Genomic DNA, 18187 nt, shown 5'->3' on the forward strand with positions numbered 1-18187 from the left:
CCTGTTAGGTTTAACTGTAGACATTTTTAAGGCGCAGGATCTGGAATTACTGCCTGAACCGCATCAATTTCTGCTAAGATTTGTTTCGAAAGAACCACATCAATTGTATCGATGTTTTCTTTTAATTGTTCCATAGTTGTCGCTCCAATAATAGAACTTGTCAAAAATGGTTGTTGTAACACAAATCCCATTGCTAGTTGCGTTAGCGTTAAACCATGTTTTTTAGCAATTTCTAGATACAATTTAGTCGCTTCGGTACATTGGTCACTATTGTAACGTTTGTATTGCGGAAAAAGATTAACTCTCGCTTTCGGGTGACTTTCTCCAGTTAAGAACTTTCCAGTCAAAACTCCGAAGGCTAAAGGTGAATATCCAAGTAAACCAACATTTTCATATTTTGAAACTTCTGCAGAATTCACTTCAAATAAACGGTTCAATAAAGAATACGGATTTTGAACGGTTTTGATTCTTGGAAGATTGTTGTATTTGCTTTCTTCCAAAAGGCGCATCATTCCCCAAGCATTTTCATTAGAAACTCCAATGTGTTTGATTTTACCTTCTTTGATTAATCCGTCGAAAGTTTCAAGAATTTCTCTGAAGTTATCTTCCCAAACATCATCATGGCCGTGAAAAGCACGCTGACCAAAATTGTTGGTTTTTCTTTCCGGCCAATGCATTTGATACAAATCAATATAATCGGTTTGAAGTCGTTTTAAACTTTGCTCAACAGCAAATTTGATACTTGCTGGAGAAAAATCCAATTTCTCACGCATATAACCAAAATTCGGATTTGGACCAGCAATTTTAGATGCCAAAATAACTTTATCTCTATTTCCTGATTTTTTAAACCAAGTTCCAATAATTTTTTCTGTGCTTCCGTAAGTCGCTTCACTTGCAGGAACCGAGTACATTTCAGCAGTATCAAAAAAATTAACTCCTCTTTCAAGAGCATAATCCATTTGTTCGTGCCCTTCTGCTTCTGTATTTTGCTGCCCGAAAGTCATTGTTCCAAGGCATATTTTACTAACTTTTATATCGGTGTTAGGTAATGTAGTGTATTTCATTTTTTCTTTAAAGGTTCAAAGTTGCAAAGAGACAAAGGTACAAAGGGATTTTTCAAATTGAAATTTGATAAAGGTTAAAAAAAGTACAAGATTTTTAATTGATAAGCCGTCGTGCTAAGTTTTTAAAACCTTGCAGGAAATAAAAAAGGCTCAAAAGTAAAAACCTTTGAGCCTTTGTTACTTGTCCCTTTGAACCTCTGTTTATTTTAAACTTTTTAATGGATTTTGAAATGTATTGAAAATCCTAACAATGAAAACAGATTCATCTTTTATTTGATATAGAATTTTAAAATTTCTGATCACAATTCTACGACAATCTATTCTATATTCATCGAATTGAAATTGCTCGGCACAAATGATACTATTCGCACTATTAAATAATTCGTCTCTAACTTTTAATGCGGTTTTTTTTGAATATTTACTTTTAAGTTCAAAATAAATTTCCTTAAAATCTAATTTTGCATTTTCTGACCAAAAAACTGTTGGTTTATTCATTATCCCAATCTTTCATTTCTTTAGACAAATCTTCACTTGAAATTATTCGATTGTACTTAATATCTTCTAAACCTTCTTCTACTTTATTATGGTATTCAGTTAATGTGACAGGATTTCCTTTCGCATCATAAGAAACCACTTCATTTAAATAATTATCAAAAACTGAAGAAACAATTCTTAGAACTCTTTCATCAGCCAAATCCAATTGATTTTTTATCTTTTCTTTCAATTCTGGAAGTCCCATAATTCTTATTTTAGAAATCAAAGTTACAAAATTTTAAACTTCAATAATTCAAATCTCAAATTCTAAAAAGTAAAAACAAAAAAGCTCAAAAGTTAAAAACCTTTGAGCTTTTTTAATCTTAGCATCTTAGTATCTCAGAACCTTAGCAACTTAATTTATACTATTAAGCATCTCCGCAATCTCATCTAATCTTGGTGTCAGGATAATTTCGATTCTACGGTTTTTAGCTTTTCCTTCTGGAGTTGTGTTACTTGCCAAAGGAGAGAATTCGCTTCTTCCCGCTGCGGTTAATTTTTGTTTATTGATTTTTGGGTTTTCACTTAAAATTGCAACAATTGCTGTTGCTCTTTTAGTCGACAAATCCCAGTTGTTTGCAATTGGTCCAGAACCAGCATACGGATCGTCGTCTGTATGTCCTTCGATTAAAACAGAAAGATCTGGATTGTCACCTAAAACTTTTCCAAGTTCTACAACCGCTTTTCTACCTTCTGTCCCAACTGCCCAGCTTCCTGAATTAAAAAGCAATTTATTTTCCATAGAAACATAAACTTTCCCATTTTTATGTTCAACTGTTAAACCTTTACCTTCAAAACCAGTTAAAGCTTTAGACAAAGTCTCTTTCAGTTTTCGCATTGCTTCTTCTTTCGCGGCGATCATATCTTCAAGTTCTTTCAAACGACCTGCTGTTTTGTCCAAACGAGCTTGTTCATCTGCAAGAGCTTTACCTTTTGCTTCTAGTTGTGCTAAAAGTTCACGGTTTTTAGCCATATTTTTCTCCAATGCATCGTTGCTGTTTTTCTCTAATGCATTGTAAGAATCTTGTAATACTTTATATTTCTTTTGTTCAGCAGCAAGATCGGCTTTTTGTTTTGCCAAATCATCTTTTGTGCTTGCTAAATCTTTAGTCAGTTTATCGCGATCTAGTTCTAACTGATTTTTTGCTTGCTTTAAACTTTCATTTTCATCAGCAATAGAACGATTCTCTTTTTTCAAATCAGAATATTTCGTTTCCAAATCATTATAAATTTTCTTAGAAACACATGAGGTTGTGGATAAGGCTATTGCCAGCAATCCGATAGAGGCTTTTTTAATCATCTTACTTAATTATTTTATGGGGCGTTTAACAAATCTAAACTTTTAGTTAAATTCCAAATTTTAAATTCCAAACTCCAAAAGCAAGAATCTGAATTCATACTTGAAATTTAAACTGCATTTTACTTTACAAGAACAATACCAAAAATTAATCAATTTCGACTAAAATAGGACAATGATCTGAATGCATAGCATCTGGAAGTATAACAGCCCTTTTTAATCTATTTTCTAGCGCATTGCTGACCAAATTATAATCGATACGCCAACCTTTGTTGTTTCCTCTCGCTCCTGCGCGGTAACTCCACCAAGAATAATGATGCGGATCTTTATTAAAATGACGGAAGCTATCTATAAAACCAGATTTCATAAAAGCATCCAGCCAAGCGCGTTCTGCAGGAAGAAATCCAGAAACTGTTTTGTTACGAACCGGATCGTGAATATCGATTGCTTCGTGACAAATATTATAATCGCCACAGATAATTAAATTTGGAATTGTAAGTTTCAATTCATTTATATAATTCTGAAAATCATCCATAAACATAAACTTATGATCAAGTCTTTCAATATTTGTTCCAGATGGAAGATAGAGACTCATAACAGAAACATCGTCAAAATCTGCACGAAGATTTCTGCCTTCAAAATCCATATGATGAATTCCTGTTCCGTAAACAATATTATTTGGTTTTGTTTTAGAAAGAATAGCAACTCCACTATAACCTTTTTTAGTCGCTGGATAGTAATATTGAAACGGATAACCCGCCGCTGTAATATCGTCTACTGGAATTTGATCTTGTGTAGCCTTTATTTCCTGAAGGCAGATAACATCAGGATTTGCTTGTTGCAGCCACTCAATAAAACCTTTGTTTATTGCAGCTCTAATTCCGTTTACATTATAAGAAATAATTTTCATCAGTGATTTTTTTAAGGATTCCAAATGTAATAAAAAAGTGCAAAGTTTGTCTTGGAAACAATGAAAAGTAGACTTTTTTGTTATCTTTGTTCGCTGTTCTAATAATTTAAAAGTAGTACATGGGTTTAGTTACCGCGAAAGAAGTTGCAAAGGCAATAAATGTTGAAAAGTACGGAGTTTTCGGTACATTTTCTGGCTGGATTCTTATGAAGGTTCTTAAGATCTCGACCCTTAATAAAATTTACGACCGTAATAAACACTTGGAAGACCTTGCGTTTTTGAACGGAATTTTGGACGAAATGGAAATTAAGTTCGAAATCCCTGAAGAAGATTTGAAGCGTTTACCAAAAGATGGTGCGTATATTACCATTTCAAATCATCCGCTTGGAGGAATTGACGGAATTTTGCTTTTGAAATTAATGCTTGAAAGAGAGCCAAATTTTAAAATCATTGCCAATTTCTTATTACATAGAATTGTTCCAATGAAAAAATACATTATGCCGGTTAATCCTTTTGAAAATCATAAGGATGCGAAGTCGAGCGTAATTGGAATTAAAGAAACTTTACGTCATTTAAGCGACGGAAAACCTTTGGGTATTTTCCCTGCTGGTGAAGTATCGACTTATAAAGATGGTAAATTAGTAGTTGATAAACCTTGGGAAGAAGGTGCGCTGAAATTAATCAGAAAAGCAAAAGTTCCTGTAGTTCCTATTTACTTTCATGCCAAAAACAGTAAATTATTCTACTGGCTTTCTAAAATTGATGATACTTTACGTACTGCAAAATTACCTTCTGAATTGCTTACGCAGAAAGATCGTGTAATTAAAGTTCGTATAGGGAAACCAATTTCTGTATCTGAGCAAAATGAGATTGAATCTTTTGAAGAATATTCAGAATTTTTGAGAAAGAAAACCTATATGCTTGCCAATCCATTTGAAAAAGACACTAAACTGATTGACACAGCGAGCTTAAAAATCACAAAAGCACCAAAAAAAATCGTTACTCCTGCAAACGAATCAAAACTTATTGATGAAGTTCAAGCTTTAAGAGATAGCGATTCCCGATTTTTACAAAGCAAAAACTACGAGGTTTTCTTTGCAAGTGCAAAGCAGATCCCGAACATTTTGCACGAAATTGGACGTTTACGAGAAATTACTTTCCGTGAAGTTGGTGAAGGAACAAATGAATCTATCGATTTAGACGAATACGACCAATATTATCACCATATGTTTTTATGGGATGATGAAACAAACAAAATCGCTGGAGCTTACCGTATGGGATTAGGTTCTGAAATCTATCCAAAATACGGAATTGAAGGTTTCTATCTAACTGATCTTTTCAGATTTGAACCAGAACTTCACGACATGATGCACAAATCAATCGAAATGGGGCGTGCCTTTATCGTAAAAGAATATCAGCAAAAACCAATGCCTTTGTTCTTATTGTGGAAAGGTATTATTCACACCACTTTACGTCATCCTGAACATAAATATTTAGTTGGTGGTGTAAGTATCAGTAATCAGTTTTCAGATTTCTCTAAATCGTTGATGATTGAATTCATGAAATCTAATTATTACGATCCATACATCGCGCAATATATTCACCCGAAAAAAGCGTACAAAGTAAAACTGAAAGACGCCGACAAAGATTTCATTTTCGACGAAGCAGAATCTGACTTGAACAAGTTTGACAAAATCATTGACGAATTAGAACCAGGAAATTTACGTTTGCCAGTTTTAATTAAGAAATACATCAAACAAAATGCAAGAGTTGTAGCTTTTAACGTTGATCCGCTTTTTAATAACGCAATTGATGGTTTAATGTACATTAGAATTGCAGATATTCCAGAAAGTACTATGAAACCTGTTATTGAAGAGTTTCAGATTGAATTGGAAAAGAAATTATCTGAGAAGGAAGATTAAGTTTATTTTTTGATATATAAAATTAGAAAATCCCATTTGCTTAATTAGCAAATGGGATTTTCTGTTTTCTTTCTTAATTGGAACGGAAACAGATCATAAATATGCTCTATTGTGTTTTCCCAAATCCATTATTTAACTAATTAAGATCTTTCCCCAATTCTCTTAAATAATCCATTTCATCTATAGGATCTTCACCATATCTATTTGTGCCTTCTTCACCTCCTGTGCATAGCAATATGACATTATAAAATGGAATTAAGACATACAAACCGCTTTTGCCAACATCATGCATTCTCCTTACCGTTGCTCCAATTAAAGGAATCAATACAAATAGATTGTATGTTAATTCTAACGCTCCCATCTCAACTTCTCCAAAAGTCAATTTGGCAACATTGTCTATTTTATTCAATATTATTACTAGAATAATGTGTACTAAAATAAAAGCCAAATATTCTTTTCTTCGTATTCTTCCATTAAAGCTCGCATAATTATGCAGAACTACCTTTTTATATATTTCAATCATTATTAAAGCTTTTATTGATTAGACAACATAAACCTTATTAAAACAAAAAATCCCAATCGTTTCTGAAAGGGACTTTTTATTCTAATCTTAGAACCAAGGTTTTTTTCCAACCTGATAAGTTTCATAAAACTCATCATCCGATTTTGTTAAATATATAATTCCTTCAACAAATCCAATCATTCCTGCCAAACCACAAGTAACAAAGGTTGCCACTAATTGAATGATTCCCTCTTTTTGGTATCCTAAATAAAATTTGTGAACCCCTAATGAGCCTAATACGATTCCTAAAATCCCAGCAGTCACTTTTTTATTTTCTACTTTTCCTGAATTTGTGTTTTCCATGTCTTTAAAAATAATTTTATATTGATAACTTCAAAATGAGCATGTTTTTATTTCTTTGCAATACTCTTAAAAAGTTCGCAATATTAGACAGCAAAACTTCATGCAACAATCCCTAAAAGTTTTTATTACAACAGAAAAAGACAATTTACCGCATAAAAAAATCCCATTCAAAATTGATTGAATGGGATTCTAGTATTATATGCGTTTTTCTCTTAAAACCAGCCTTTTTTACCAACTTGGTAAGTTTGGTAAAACTCTTCATCTGATTTTGTCAAGTAAATGATTCCTTCAATAAATCCGATTATACTACCAATTCCGCAAGTAACTACACTAATTACGATTTGTATAATTCCTTCTTGAGTATAACCAAGTACAAATTTGTGAATTCCTAAAGATCCAAAAAGAATACCCATAAGTCCAGCTAATACTTTCTTATTTTCCTGTCTTGGTTGCGACGGCGTGTTCCAGCTTTCTGGTTTTGTTGTTTCCATTTTTTATATTATTTAGTTAATTATTAATTCCAATTTCATCAATTTCTTCTGTTGTACTTTTTGGGTCTGGACCGTAATAGTTTTCTCCAAACTCTCCTTCAGTAATCAACAAAACTAACATCCAAATAGGTCCAGCAAACGGAATTAAAGCAACTAAAATTGTCCAGCCACTTTTGCCCAAATCATGCATTCTCCTAACTGTAACTGATAAAGAAGGAATTATAGAAGCAAGCATGTAAAGAAAAAACACAACTCCCACAATTGAAAGACCAACTGTAGGACCTAAAATTGCAGATAATATTATCGCTAAAAAAGCAAATGCAAAAAATAGAATTCCTGTCGCAAGGCGAAAGTACCAATATTCACTTCTTCTAGCTCTTCCGCTAAAGTTTGCATAGTTCTGGAACATGGCAATTTTATACCATTCAATCATAATTAAAATCGTTAGCTTTTCCCTACTCTTTTTAGGATTTTCGGTATGCTCCAAAGTTCAAAAAAAAGAACCTATTTAGACTCATTCTTTGAAATTCGGAAACAATATTATTAAAAATTAACAAATAAAACTAATCTCACTAAATAAAATTCACAAGAAAAACCTCGTTATTAAAATCTAAAGCCTGTACGCTATTTTTTGTTGTAAACCGCTTTGATTTTATCGACAATTACCTGAGCAAGACGTTCATGACTTTCAAAAGTCCAACCTGCAATATGAGGCGTCAGTAAGACATTTTTTGCTTCCAAAAGATATTGAAAAGCTTCTGGCGTGTTTTTATCTTGAAAGAGCGTTTCGAACGAAAGTTTTTCATATTCCAAAACATCCAAACCTGCGCCTAAGATTTTTTTCTCTTTCATCGCTTCAACTAAGTCTGCTGTCACAATGTTTTTACCGCGAGAAGTATTGATAATCCAAAAAGGCTTTTTAAACGCATTTATAAAGGCGCTGTTAACCATTTTATCTGTCTCTGGTGTCCAAGGAAGATGAAGACTTAAAACATCTGCTTTTTCGCGTAATTCTTCCAATGAAACCTGCTTCGCATTTTCGTCTCCAACATTATCCAAAATATCGTAGCATAAAACCTCTGTTTCAAAACCTCGTAATTTTTTGGCAAAAGCTTTTCCCATATTTCCATAACCGATAATCCCAACTGTTTTTAAATCCAATTCATGACCACGATTGCTTTCGCGGTTCCATTGTCCCGCTTTCACTTCTGCGTCTGCTTGGTTTAAGTTGTTGAATAAAGATAAAATTACGCCAAGCGAATGTTCTGCAACAGCGTTGCGATTTCCTTCTGGAGCAGCAATGAGATGAATTCCTTTCGAAGAAGCATACTCACAATCAATACTTTCCAAACCTGCACCAACTCTTGCAATAAATTGCAACTTTGTTGCAGCATCTAAAAAAGTCTTGTCAATCTTGAAACGGCTGCGAATTACAATTCCGTTATAGTCTTGAATTTTTGCTTCGATTTCTTCTTTTGAAGATTTGAAATCAGCGTGATTTTCGAAACCAGCTTCTTCCAATTGATTCCAAAGAATTGGATTATTGCTGTCGATATGAAGAATTTTTATACTCATTTTGTATTGAATTTTATAAATACAAAAATACAGGAATTGTTTAAGATTTTGATTTTAATCTCTCAAAGTCACGAAATCGATAAGAAATAGTGAAAGACAAAAAAATAAAAGCTTCATGTCTTCAAGCCTTCGTGGCAAACTCTTTTTTATTGCTTAGATTTTTTCTAACTTTGAAAGAATAAGAATTTTCAAATTCTAACTTCAATACTCCAGAAAATCTTCTGCAATGAAATTAACCAAGACTTTTACAGCCTTTTTTGAAAACGAAAAATCAGGAGGAATTATCTTGCTCTTTGTCACGATTTTATCTCTTTTTCTTGCCAATTCCTCTTTTCAAATTCCGTATGTGGCATTTTGGGAAAAAGAAATTGCGGGACATTCTATAACAGATTGGATCAATGACGGATTAATGACCATCTTCTTCCTTTTAATCGGTTTGGAGCTGGAACGCGAGATTTATCATGGCGAATTATCAAACTTTAAAAATGCCTCTTTGCCAATAATGGCTGCTTTTGGCGGAATGCTAGTTCCTGCCGCAATATTTTTAGTTTTAAATTACGGAACAACCACACAAAACGGAGCCGGAATCCCGATGGCGACCGATATTGCTTTTGCAATTGGAATCTTGTCACTTCTTGGAAAAAAAGTTCCAGCTTCCTTAAAAGTATTTTTAACTGCTTTGGCTGTAATTGATGATTTGGGTGCGATTATCGTGATTGCGATTTTTTACACCACTTCAATTTCTTTTCTAAATCTCGGAATTGCACTTGGAATTTGGTGTCTTCTTTTTGTTTTAAACCGAATGAAAATTCACAACCTAATTCCATATCTCATTGGCGGAGTCATAATGTGGTATTTTATGCTTAATTCTGGCGTTCATGCAACAATTACTGGTGTCATCTTAGCATTCGTTATTCCTTTTGGCGATGGTGGCGAAAAAACGTCTTCATACAAGTTACAGCATTTTTTACACAAACCCGTAGCTTTTTTCATTTTGCCTTTGTTCGCAATTGCCAATACTGCTTTAACAATTACCGAAAACTGGCATGAAGGCTTAAATCATGCCAACACTTACGGAATCATTCTCGGACTAGTAGTTGGAAAACCACTTGGAATTTTACTTTTCTCTTCTGTCGGCGTAACTGCAGGTTTGTGCACTTTACCGAAAAATTTAAAATGGGCGCATATTTTAGGTGCAGGAATGCTGGGCGGAATTGGTTTTACAATGTCGATTTTTATTACCGTTCTGGCTTTCAAAAATCCTGAAATTATTGTTTTTTCAAAAATTGCGATTCTAATTGCTTCATTTTTAGCAGGACTTATGGGATTTGTTTATTTGAAATATACGTTAAACAGATTGAAATAAAACTCCAATTTAGTAAGCTTAATAAATGAAAAGAATCAGAAAAATCCTTTCGATATCAATATCACTTATAATATTGCTTGTTGGTATTATCTTTTATCAAATAAAATACAATCCTTCACGCCTCAACTTAGATCCTCAACTACCCATTTCGTTTTGCGGAACCCAAGCTTTTGAATTAACAGGAGATGCTTACAAAGGAAAAGAGATTTTTAATTCCAATTGTGCAGCTTGTCATAAACTAGACGCCAAGAGCACAGGACCAGCACTTAGAAATTTAGACTCATTGGTTTTTGTCGAATGGATGCTAAGGAAAAACAATGAAATCGACAGCACTAAAATTGAGAATTTAGGAATCGATTATCATCGTACAATGTTTAAAGACGTTCTAGATGAAAGCAATCTTCCTTCCGTAATCAAATATTGTTCGAGAATAATTGATTAAACTTAAAAACAAAAAATCCCAAACCCCAACAAGATTGGAATTTGGAATTTTAAAATATTGGAATTTCTTTAAAACCTAACCTTTGATCTGTTTCAAAGAAGTCTTAATCCCTTTAATTAACGATGAGCTGAAACCATTGTGTTCCATTTCATTTAAACCAACTATCGTACAACCTTGAGGCGTTGTTACACGGTCAATTAATTGTTCTGGATGCACACGCTCTTCCAAAAGCATTTTAGCCGCTCCTTTTACCGTTTGTGCTGCAATTGCCAAAGCGGTGTTAGAGTCAAAACCAATTTCAATTCCCGCCTGCATAGACGCGCGAATATAACGCAACGCATATGCTGTTCCGCACGCGCCTAAAACTGTCGCCGCGTCCATTAATTTTTCGTCGATTACTGGAGCTGTTCCTAAATCTTGAAATAAATCAACAATTGGCGAAGCATTTACCGCATATTTTTCTGGAAAAGAAATACAAGTCGCCGATTCTCCAAATTGAGCTGCAATATTTGGCATAATGCGGACAACTGGATATTCAAAATTTGTTTTAGTCTGAAGCATTTCTAAAGACAACCCGCTTACTGCTGAAGCAATCGTTTTGTTTTGAATAACAGGCAAAATTTCAGCTAAAACAGTATCAACCTGATACGGTTTTATGGTTAAAATTACAACATCAGCATCCTGAATATTGTGTTTATTATCGTTAGAAACAGTAATTCCGTATTCAGATAAATATTGAATACTTCCTGTATTTCTTCTTGTCACAGTAACTTGGTTGTTTTTCGAGAATTTAGCAATTCCCAAGGCAATAGAAACCCCAAGGTTTCCTCCTCCAATAATGTGTACTTTCATTCTGGTTGGCTTTAATTATTTGTAACTGATAAACAGCATTTTTTCCGCCTGTAAATTACGCAGATTTTAGAGATTTTAAATCACTGTTATCTGCTAATTTGTGGCAAAAATCTAAAATCCAAGAATTAAGTTTGCTACTCCAAAGTAGAGCATAATTCCAAATACATCGTTGGTTGTCGTGATAAACGGACCAGTAGCAATTGCGGGGTCAATTTTATTTTTGTTGAGGAAAAGCGGTACTAAAGTGCCTAAAGTTGCCGCAAACAAAATCACGACAATCATTGAAATTGAAATCGCAAATCCTACCAAATATTGCTGATACATTATAGAATGATATCCTAATAAAAGCAAAGAGATAATACTTCCAGAAATCATAGAAACGGTAATTTCTTTGGTAAAATAACCACGACTAAAATCTTTCAAAGTTCCATTTGCCAAACCTTGCACCACAATTGCCGAAGCCTGAACTCCGATATTTCCTGCTGTTGCAGAAAGCAAAGGCACAAAAATGATTAAAGTAGAATATTTCTGAAAAGTTCCTTCATTACCTTTCAAAACAAAAGAAGCCACAATTTCGATCACCATTCCGATTAAAAGCCAAGGTAAACGTGCTTTTGTGAGTTCGTAAACGCTGTCATTCGATTCAACGTCTTGAGTAATACCTGCCGCTAACTGGTAATCTTTATCTGCTTCTTCCTTGATTACGTCTACGATATCATCGATAGTAATTCTTCCAACTAAACGGCCTAATTCATCAACAACTGGAATTGCCTCTAAGTCATATTTCTGCATGATACGAGCGACTTCAACATCTTCTGTATCAACATTTACAAAATTTAATTTTCGGATATAAACTTCACCAATCTGAGTTTTGGTAGAAGAAGTCAATAAATCTTTAAGAGAAAGCCTTCCTTTTAAACGGTTTTCATCATCAACCACATAAATTGAATGCACTCTAGAAACATTTTCAGCCTGAATTCGCATTTCTTTAACGCAAGTCAAAACGTTCCAATTTTCATTCACTTTTACAAGCTCTTTACCCATCAAACCACCAGCCGTATTTTCGTCGTAACGTAAAAGATCGACAATATCTTTGGCGTGTTCAACGTCGACCAATTCCGAGATTACTTCTGCTTTTATTTCTTGGGAAAGTTCGGCGATAATGTCGGCAGCGTCATTAGTTTCAAGCTCATCAAGCTCTTCCGCGATTTCCTTTGGTGAAAGTCGGCTTAAGATATTTTCACGCAGATCTTCTTCTAATTCAAGAAGAATTTCGGCTGTTTTATCACTATCTAAAACCTTGAAGATATAGGTTGCTTCATCGAAATCTAATTCATCTAAGATTTCGGCGATATCGGCGTGGTGCAAATCATTAAGTAAAACTTCAAGTTCGTTGTCGTTTTTCTTATTGATAAGTTCTTCTAACTGATGTATAAATTCTTTACTAACTTTGAACTCCATCGGTTTCTATTTTTTGAGTTAGTTCAATAAATTCATCAACGCTTAATTGCTCGGGACGTTTATCAAAGATAGTGTCTTCTCGCAAATTGTCTGATAAATTTAATGTTTTCAAACTGTTACGTAATGTTTTTCGTCTCTGCTGAAAAGCGGTTTTTACAACTGTAAAAAACAACCTCTCGCTGCAAGGAAGGCTATAATCTTCCTTTCGGGTCATTCTCATCACACCCGATTTCACCTTGGGCGGAGGAATAAAAACGTTTTCATTAACCGTAAACAGATACTCGGTATCATAGAAAGCCTGGGCTAAAACTGATAGTATTCCGTAGGTTTTCGAGCCTTTCTTTTCACAGATGCGCTCAGCTACTTCTTTTTGGAACATTCCAGAAAATTCTGGAATCTGGTCTCTAAGCTCTAATGTCCTAAAAACAATCTGAGAAGAAATATTGTACGGAAAGTTGCCAATAATGGCAAACTGTTTATTTTGGTAAACTTCATTTATATTATACTTCAGGAAATCCTGAGAGATAATTTTATCTTTTAATTTTGGATAATTGGCATCCAAATACGCTACAGATTCTGTATCGATCTCAATAACGTGCGTGTTGATTGGTTTTTCAAGCAAATACTTAGTAAGCACACCCATTCCTGGCCCTATTTCTAAAACCTCATCATATCCATTAAAAGTCAAAGTATCTGCAATTGCTTTTGCGATACTTTCGTCTTTAAGAAAGTGCTGCCCTAAATGTTTTTTTGCTTTTACTTTTTCCATTTCATTTATCTTGTTTGCCACGAGGCTGCAAAAGTATTCTTTTTTTGCCACAATCCCGACAGCTATCGGGACAAAGACACAAAGATTTAATTTCTTTTGACTGAATACTAATTACTGAAAACTGAACACTATAAAATTAATGCTCTGAAATAACCTCTAATTCTGTTCTAAAAGAAAGCATTTTATCAGCAAATAAACTTAACGCTTCTCTGTGGAATTCCGGTTCGTCTTCGATATAAAACTTGTCCAAAGTTTCTTTGCTATCCGTTACATATTGCACTGAATAAGTAATTCCGCCCATTTCTTCTTCAACTAGAACTTTTACAATTCGTGCCGAAGAAAATTTCTGAGTTGCTAGAATTTCTGGTATGTGTTTTTCTTGCATCCATTTTAACCATTTTTCGTGGACGCTTTCGTGTATGTTTGTGGTAACGTTGTAAATAATCATTTTTTCTAAGGTTCTGAGATGCTAAGATGCTAAGGTTCTAAGTTTTTTTCTCTCGACTCTTAAATCTTTTCAAATCATCATTTTACTAATTTTTCATTCTTTAGAATTTGCTTTTTGGAATTTAATTCTACAAATTCTTATCTCCTCTTAACTCGCGGTATTTTTTTCTGGCATCAACAAAGTAAATACTGTCTTGATGGTTAAAAATTACCTTTTCATATAAAGGCTTTGCCTTTTCTGGATCTTTTAGTTCGTCGTTGTAAATTTCGGCTGAGAAAAATAGTGCTTCGTCAACATAAATTCCGTCGCTGTGATTATCAATGATTTGCTGATATTGGCTTAAAGCCGAAGCAAAATCCTTCTGACTTTCGTAAACTTTTCCTAAACGCAATAACGTTACCGCTTCAATTTCTTGACCTTTAAAGTTTTTTAGAATATTCTGAAACTGCACAATTGCTTCTTGTTTTTTATTCTGATAGATTAAAAAATCTCCTTTTGCAAATTGTTTCAATGCTACTTGAGTTGAATCTGCCGCGGTATTATCATTAATTAAAAGAAAATATTCTAAAGCATCATTCGCAATTAACTGTGTGTTTGCTGCTTTTAATTCTTTAAATTGTTTATTTGCCCATTCAAAATCGCCTTTGTAATAACTTGTTTTCGCTGCTTTCAAACTTGCTTCGTGTGCCATTACATCATTCTTTAAATCCAATTGAATCTGCGAATAGTAAATTAGTGCCTGATTGTATTTTTCTTCCAAAAGCAAAATATCGGCCAGTTCCATTTTAGCATCGGCTTTTTGATATTCGTTTAAATTCAATTCTAAAGCCTTTTTGATTACAGCCTTTCCTTCTTCTGTTTTTTTCAAATTAAAAGCTAGAAAATGCGCTTGAATGATTTGCAAAGATAAGGTAAAAGGATTGATTTGGTAAGTTGCCAGCAATTGCTGCAATTCTTGATCGATGGCTGGGTAATCTTTTTCCTGGGCTTTATCGATCTTAATCTGCATCAAATACGCATTCGACTGAATCAATAAATCTAAATCTTTTGTGTTTTGAAGAATGAAATTCAAAATTTCTTCTGCTGTATCTGTATCGCCTTCAGTCAATGCAAACTGACTCAAATTAACAATACTTAATAGCGATTCTGGTTCGCGTTTGTAAATCGCTTTTTCTTGAATAAACGCTTTTCCAAATTCTTTCTGTTGTACATAAAACCAACTCAAATAATGATTCCAGAAAACATCTTGATCTTTCTGAGTTTTTAAGATTAATGCTTTACGCATCGCATCTTTAAAAGCAGTATTATCGGTTTCACCATTCATGAATCGAGACAATTGTGTCTGAATCAAATTGGTATTCTGCGGATTTGTAAAAGATTCTGTCAGCAACAAATCGATCATTAAATCGGTTTTACCCAACTGACCGTAAAGCATTCCGATTTGGAAATTGAAATTGAAATTGGGCTGAACCTGCATTGCCGTTTGATACGATTTTAGAGCATACTCCAACAATACTTTTTTCTCGAATGAACTTGCAATTCCGTAAACATCATTAGGATTTGTTTTAATTTTTTCGATTGCTTGTTCGTAATAGTTTTTGGCTTTTGAATCATTTTTCTGCAATTGAAAATTGTATCCCAATTCAACTAAGAAAACTCCTTGTTTGTAACGATTGAAACGATCTTGAATCGCTTTTTCAGCATTTGCGTATTGCTGCAATTGCTGATAACAATCGACTGTTCTTAAAAAATATTGGGTATTGGATGGCGCACTTCTTAAAAGCTCTTCATAACTAATTTTAGCTTTTTCGAAATCGCCTTTATCGTAGTAATATTGAGCCAATTGCTCGTTTTGACCAAATGCAAAACCAGAACATAACAAAACGATACAAATCAATATGTTTCTCATATTTTTTAAGTTTTCAGTCGCAGTCACAATCACGGTTTTCAGTCTTGTTAAAACTGCAAACTTTTACTGTCCCCTGAGACTTTCTTGGTTTTCCAGAAAATCAAACCTAAGCCAATTAAAATAAACGGAACACTCAAAATCTGTCCCATATTAATCAGCATACTATCCTCGAAAGCTTCTTGATTTTCTTTGAAAAATTCAATTATAAAACGAGCTGTAAATAATAAAGTTAAGAAACTTCCAAAGATTAATCCTTGTGCATTTCTGATTTTTTCTGATTTGTACATATAAAACAGAATTCCAAAAATCAACAAATAAGCAAATGCTTCATATAATTGCGTTGGATGTCTCGGAATCAAATCGTCTCTTTCAAAAACTACTCCCCAATTTCCATTGGTTGGTTTTCCGTAGATTTCAGAATTCATAAAATTTCCCATTCTGATAAAAGCGCCCGTTACAGGAACTGCAACCGCCATTTTATCTAAAAGTCCTAAGAATTTTACTTTGTATTTTCGGCAGTATAAAATCATTGCCGTAAGAACTCCAATCGAACCTCCGTGACTTGCCAAACCTTGATATCCCACAAATTGATATACTCCTTTTATTTTTTGAATTGGCAAAAGAATTTCTATAGGATGTTTGAAGAAATAATCAGGTTCGTAAAAGAAACAATGTCCGAGTCGGGCTCCTAAAACAGTTCCGACAATAACATAAATCAATAAGGAATCAAGATTGTCTAAAGAAAGGTTTTCTTTTTTGTAAATATTTCTAACAATATAAAAACCTAAAAGAAGCCCGCAGGCAAAAAGAGCCCCGTAATATTTTAACGGAAAACTATCCGTAATCCAGAAAATGACAGGATCTACGTTCCAATTTAATATTCCGTTTTTCATAAGTGGTAATTTTTAGTCGCAGTTTTCAGTCACAGTTCACAGTCGAAACTGAAAACTGAGACTGAGACTGTCAACTAAATTAGTTTATAATATCAAATCCACAGTAAGGACGTAAAACTTCTGGTATTACGATTCCCTCCGGAGTTTGGTAATTTTCAATAATTCCAGCTAAAACACGTGGAAGTGCTAATGAACTTCCGTTAAGTGTATGAGCCAATTGGTTTTTTCCGTCTTTGTCTTTAAAACGTAATTTCAAGCGGTTTGCCTGGAAAGTTTCAAAGTTAGAAACAGAACTGATTTCTAACCAACGGTCTTGTGCAGTTGAAAATACTTCAAAATCGTAAGTCAAAGCAGAAGTGAATCCCATATCGCCACCGCAAAGACGTAAAACTCTGTAAGGCAATTTTAATTCTTTTAAAATCTCTTTTACATGTTCAACCATTCCGTCAAGCGCCGCATAAGAATTATCAGGATGCTCTACACGAACAATTTCTACTTTATCAAATTGGTGCAAACGGTTTAATCCACGAACGTGCGCTCCATAAGAACCTGCTTCACGACGGAAACATGGCGTATAAGCTGTTTGTAAAACAGGCAATTCGCTTTCGTTCAAAATAACATCACGGAATAAATTCGTAACTGGAACCTCAGCCGTTGGAATCAAATATAAATCGTCAATTCCAGCGTGGTACATCTGCCCTTCTTTATCTGGCAATTGACCTGTTCCATAGCCAGAAGCTTCGTTTACTAAATGTGGCACCTGAACTTCATTATATCCTGCAGCTGTATTTTTATCTAAGAAATAGTTGATCAAAGCACGTTGAAGCTTTGCTCCTTTTCCTTTATAAACAGGAAATCCAGCTCCAGTGATTTTTACACCCAATTCAAAATCGATAATATCATATTTCTTTACCAATTCCCAGTGTGGCTGCGCACCTTCATGCAAAGCAGGAATATCACCTTCTTGGAAAACATTCAAATTGTCATCTGGAGTTTTTCCTTCAGGAACAATATCCGCAGGAAGATTTGGTAAAGTGTATAATTTATTGGTTAACTCAACAGCCAAAGCTTCTGCTTTTTCGCTAAGTTCTTTACTTTTTTCTTTTAGTGAAACAGTTTTTTCTTTTAAGATTGCTGCTTTAGCTTTCTCACCAGCTTTCATCAATTCACCAATATCTTTGGACAATTTATTAGATTCTGATAAAGTATTGTCTAATTCCACCTGTGCAGCACGACGATTTTCGTCTAATTGAACCACCTCTTCAACAACGCTTTTAGCATCGATATTTCGTTTTGCTAAAGCTTTGATTACTTTCTCTTGATTTTCTCTAATAAATGCAATTTGTAACATAGCTTGATTTTTATAACTATTGTATTTTTTATAACGGA

General features: G+C 33.9%; 19 protein-coding genes and 1 pseudogene. 3 read left to right on the forward strand and 17 right to left on the reverse strand.

Annotated elements, in window-relative coordinates; translation table 11 throughout:
• Nucleotides 1-26: 26 nt before the first annotated feature.
• From OD917_RS11065 to OD917_RS11085, 5 genes are all read right to left on the reverse strand, one after another.
• Nucleotides 27-1064, reverse strand: coding sequence for an aldo/keto reductase (locus tag OD917_RS11065; protein ID WP_263523585.1), 1038 nt, complete (start codon nt 1062-1064; stop codon nt 27-29).
• 201 nt (nt 1065-1265) lie between these two features.
• Complete coding sequence (locus tag OD917_RS11070; RefSeq protein WP_263523586.1) at nt 1266-1559, reverse strand: type II toxin-antitoxin system RelE/ParE family toxin; 294 nt, start codon at nt 1557-1559, stop codon at nt 1266-1268.
• Nucleotides 1552-1824, reverse strand: a complete 273-nt coding sequence (locus OD917_RS11075; protein WP_263523587.1) for a hypothetical protein — start codon at nt 1822-1824, stop codon at nt 1552-1554. The genes OD917_RS11070 and OD917_RS11075 overlap by 8 nt, the downstream gene beginning before the upstream one ends.
• 129 nt (nt 1825-1953) lie before the next feature.
• The gene (locus OD917_RS11080; RefSeq protein ID WP_111284950.1) at nt 1954-2898 is read right to left on the reverse strand and encodes an OmpA family protein; all 945 of its coding nucleotides are present in this window, start codon (nt 2896-2898) and stop codon (nt 1954-1956) included.
• A 145-nt stretch (nt 2899-3043) separates the two neighbouring features.
• The gene (locus OD917_RS11085) at nt 3044-3805 is read right to left on the reverse strand and encodes an exodeoxyribonuclease III (protein ID WP_263523588.1); all 762 of its coding nucleotides are present in this window, start codon (nt 3803-3805) and stop codon (nt 3044-3046) included.
• A 119-nt stretch (nt 3806-3924) separates the two neighbouring features.
• Between OD917_RS11085 and OD917_RS11090 the strand changes: the two genes are divergently transcribed.
• Nucleotides 3925-5727, forward strand: coding sequence for a lysophospholipid acyltransferase family protein (locus OD917_RS11090; protein WP_263523589.1), 1803 nt, complete (start codon nt 3925-3927; stop codon nt 5725-5727).
• A 136-nt stretch (nt 5728-5863) separates the two neighbouring features.
• On the opposite strand, the gene OD917_RS11095 is transcribed toward OD917_RS11090, so the two are convergent.
• The 5 genes from OD917_RS11095 to OD917_RS11115 all read right to left on the reverse strand — a co-directional run bounded on the left by OD917_RS11095 (nt 5864) and on the right by OD917_RS11115 (nt 8658).
• A complete protein-coding gene (locus tag OD917_RS11095) occupies nt 5864-6250 on the reverse strand; it encodes a DUF805 domain-containing protein (RefSeq protein ID WP_263523590.1) in 387 nt (128 codons plus the stop codon).
• Nucleotides 6251-6337: 87 nt separating this feature from the next.
• Nucleotides 6338-6592: a TM2 domain-containing protein gene (locus OD917_RS11100; protein WP_263523591.1), complete on the reverse strand. Its 255-nt coding sequence runs from the start codon at nt 6590-6592 to the stop codon at nt 6338-6340.
• A gap of 212 nt (nt 6593-6804) precedes the next feature.
• Nucleotides 6805-7083 carry a TM2 domain-containing protein gene (locus OD917_RS11105; protein ID WP_111284944.1) on the reverse strand — a complete coding sequence of 93 codons (279 nt, stop codon included), beginning with the start codon at nt 7081-7083 and terminating at the stop codon, nt 6805-6807.
• 16 nt (nt 7084-7099) lie between these two features.
• Entirely contained in the window at nt 7100-7516 is a 417-nt protein-coding gene (locus OD917_RS11110) for a DUF805 domain-containing protein (protein WP_263523592.1), read from the reverse strand.
• 191 nt (nt 7517-7707) lie between these two features.
• Entirely contained in the window at nt 7708-8658 is a 951-nt protein-coding gene (locus OD917_RS11115; protein WP_263523593.1) for a 2-hydroxyacid dehydrogenase, read from the reverse strand.
• Between the two features lie 226 nt (nt 8659-8884).
• On the opposite strand from OD917_RS11115, the gene nhaA reads away from it, so the two are divergent.
• Both nhaA and OD917_RS22605 read left to right on the forward strand, forming a co-directional pair.
• Entirely contained in the window at nt 8885-10024 is a 1140-nt protein-coding gene (gene nhaA / locus OD917_RS11120) for a Na+/H+ antiporter NhaA (RefSeq protein WP_263523594.1), read from the forward strand.
• A 181-nt stretch (nt 10025-10205) separates the two neighbouring features.
• Nucleotides 10206-10299, forward strand: a pseudogene (locus OD917_RS22605) (c-type cytochrome); the annotation flags it as partial.
• A 242-nt stretch (nt 10300-10541) separates the two neighbouring features.
• Here OD917_RS22605 and proC read toward each other — a convergent pair.
• The 7 genes from proC to serS form a co-directional block, all read right to left on the reverse strand.
• On the reverse strand, nt 10542-11318 hold the full coding sequence (proC, locus tag OD917_RS11130; RefSeq protein WP_263523596.1) for a pyrroline-5-carboxylate reductase: 777 nt from the start codon (nt 11316-11318) through the stop codon (nt 10542-10544).
• A gap of 111 nt (nt 11319-11429) precedes the next feature.
• The gene (gene mgtE / locus OD917_RS11135; protein ID WP_184159079.1) at nt 11430-12779 is read right to left on the reverse strand and encodes a magnesium transporter; all 1350 of its coding nucleotides are present in this window, start codon (nt 12777-12779) and stop codon (nt 11430-11432) included.
• A complete protein-coding gene (gene rsmA / locus OD917_RS11140) occupies nt 12763-13548 on the reverse strand; it encodes a 16S rRNA (adenine(1518)-N(6)/adenine(1519)-N(6))-dimethyltransferase RsmA (RefSeq protein WP_263523597.1) in 786 nt (261 codons plus the stop codon). Before rsmA ends, mgtE begins: the two co-directional genes overlap by 17 nt.
• Nucleotides 13549-13684: 136 nt before the next feature.
• Nucleotides 13685-13996, reverse strand: coding sequence for a DUF4286 family protein (locus tag OD917_RS11145; RefSeq protein WP_223706256.1), 312 nt, complete (start codon nt 13994-13996; stop codon nt 13685-13687).
• 127 nt (nt 13997-14123) lie between these two features.
• Nucleotides 14124-15905: a tetratricopeptide repeat protein gene (locus tag OD917_RS11150; protein ID WP_263523598.1), complete on the reverse strand. Its 1782-nt coding sequence runs from the start codon at nt 15903-15905 to the stop codon at nt 14124-14126.
• Between the two features lie 47 nt (nt 15906-15952).
• Nucleotides 15953-16798: a prolipoprotein diacylglyceryl transferase gene (lgt, locus tag OD917_RS11155; protein ID WP_263523599.1), complete on the reverse strand. Its 846-nt coding sequence runs from the start codon at nt 16796-16798 to the stop codon at nt 15953-15955.
• A 79-nt stretch (nt 16799-16877) separates the two neighbouring features.
• The gene (gene serS, locus OD917_RS11160; protein ID WP_263523600.1) at nt 16878-18149 is read right to left on the reverse strand and encodes a serine--tRNA ligase; all 1272 of its coding nucleotides are present in this window, start codon (nt 18147-18149) and stop codon (nt 16878-16880) included.
• Nucleotides 18150-18187: the final 38 nt, after the last annotated feature.

Source organism: Flavobacterium sp. SH_e, assembly GCF_025717045.1.
GTDB lineage: Bacteria > Bacteroidota > Bacteroidia > Flavobacteriales > Flavobacteriaceae > Flavobacterium.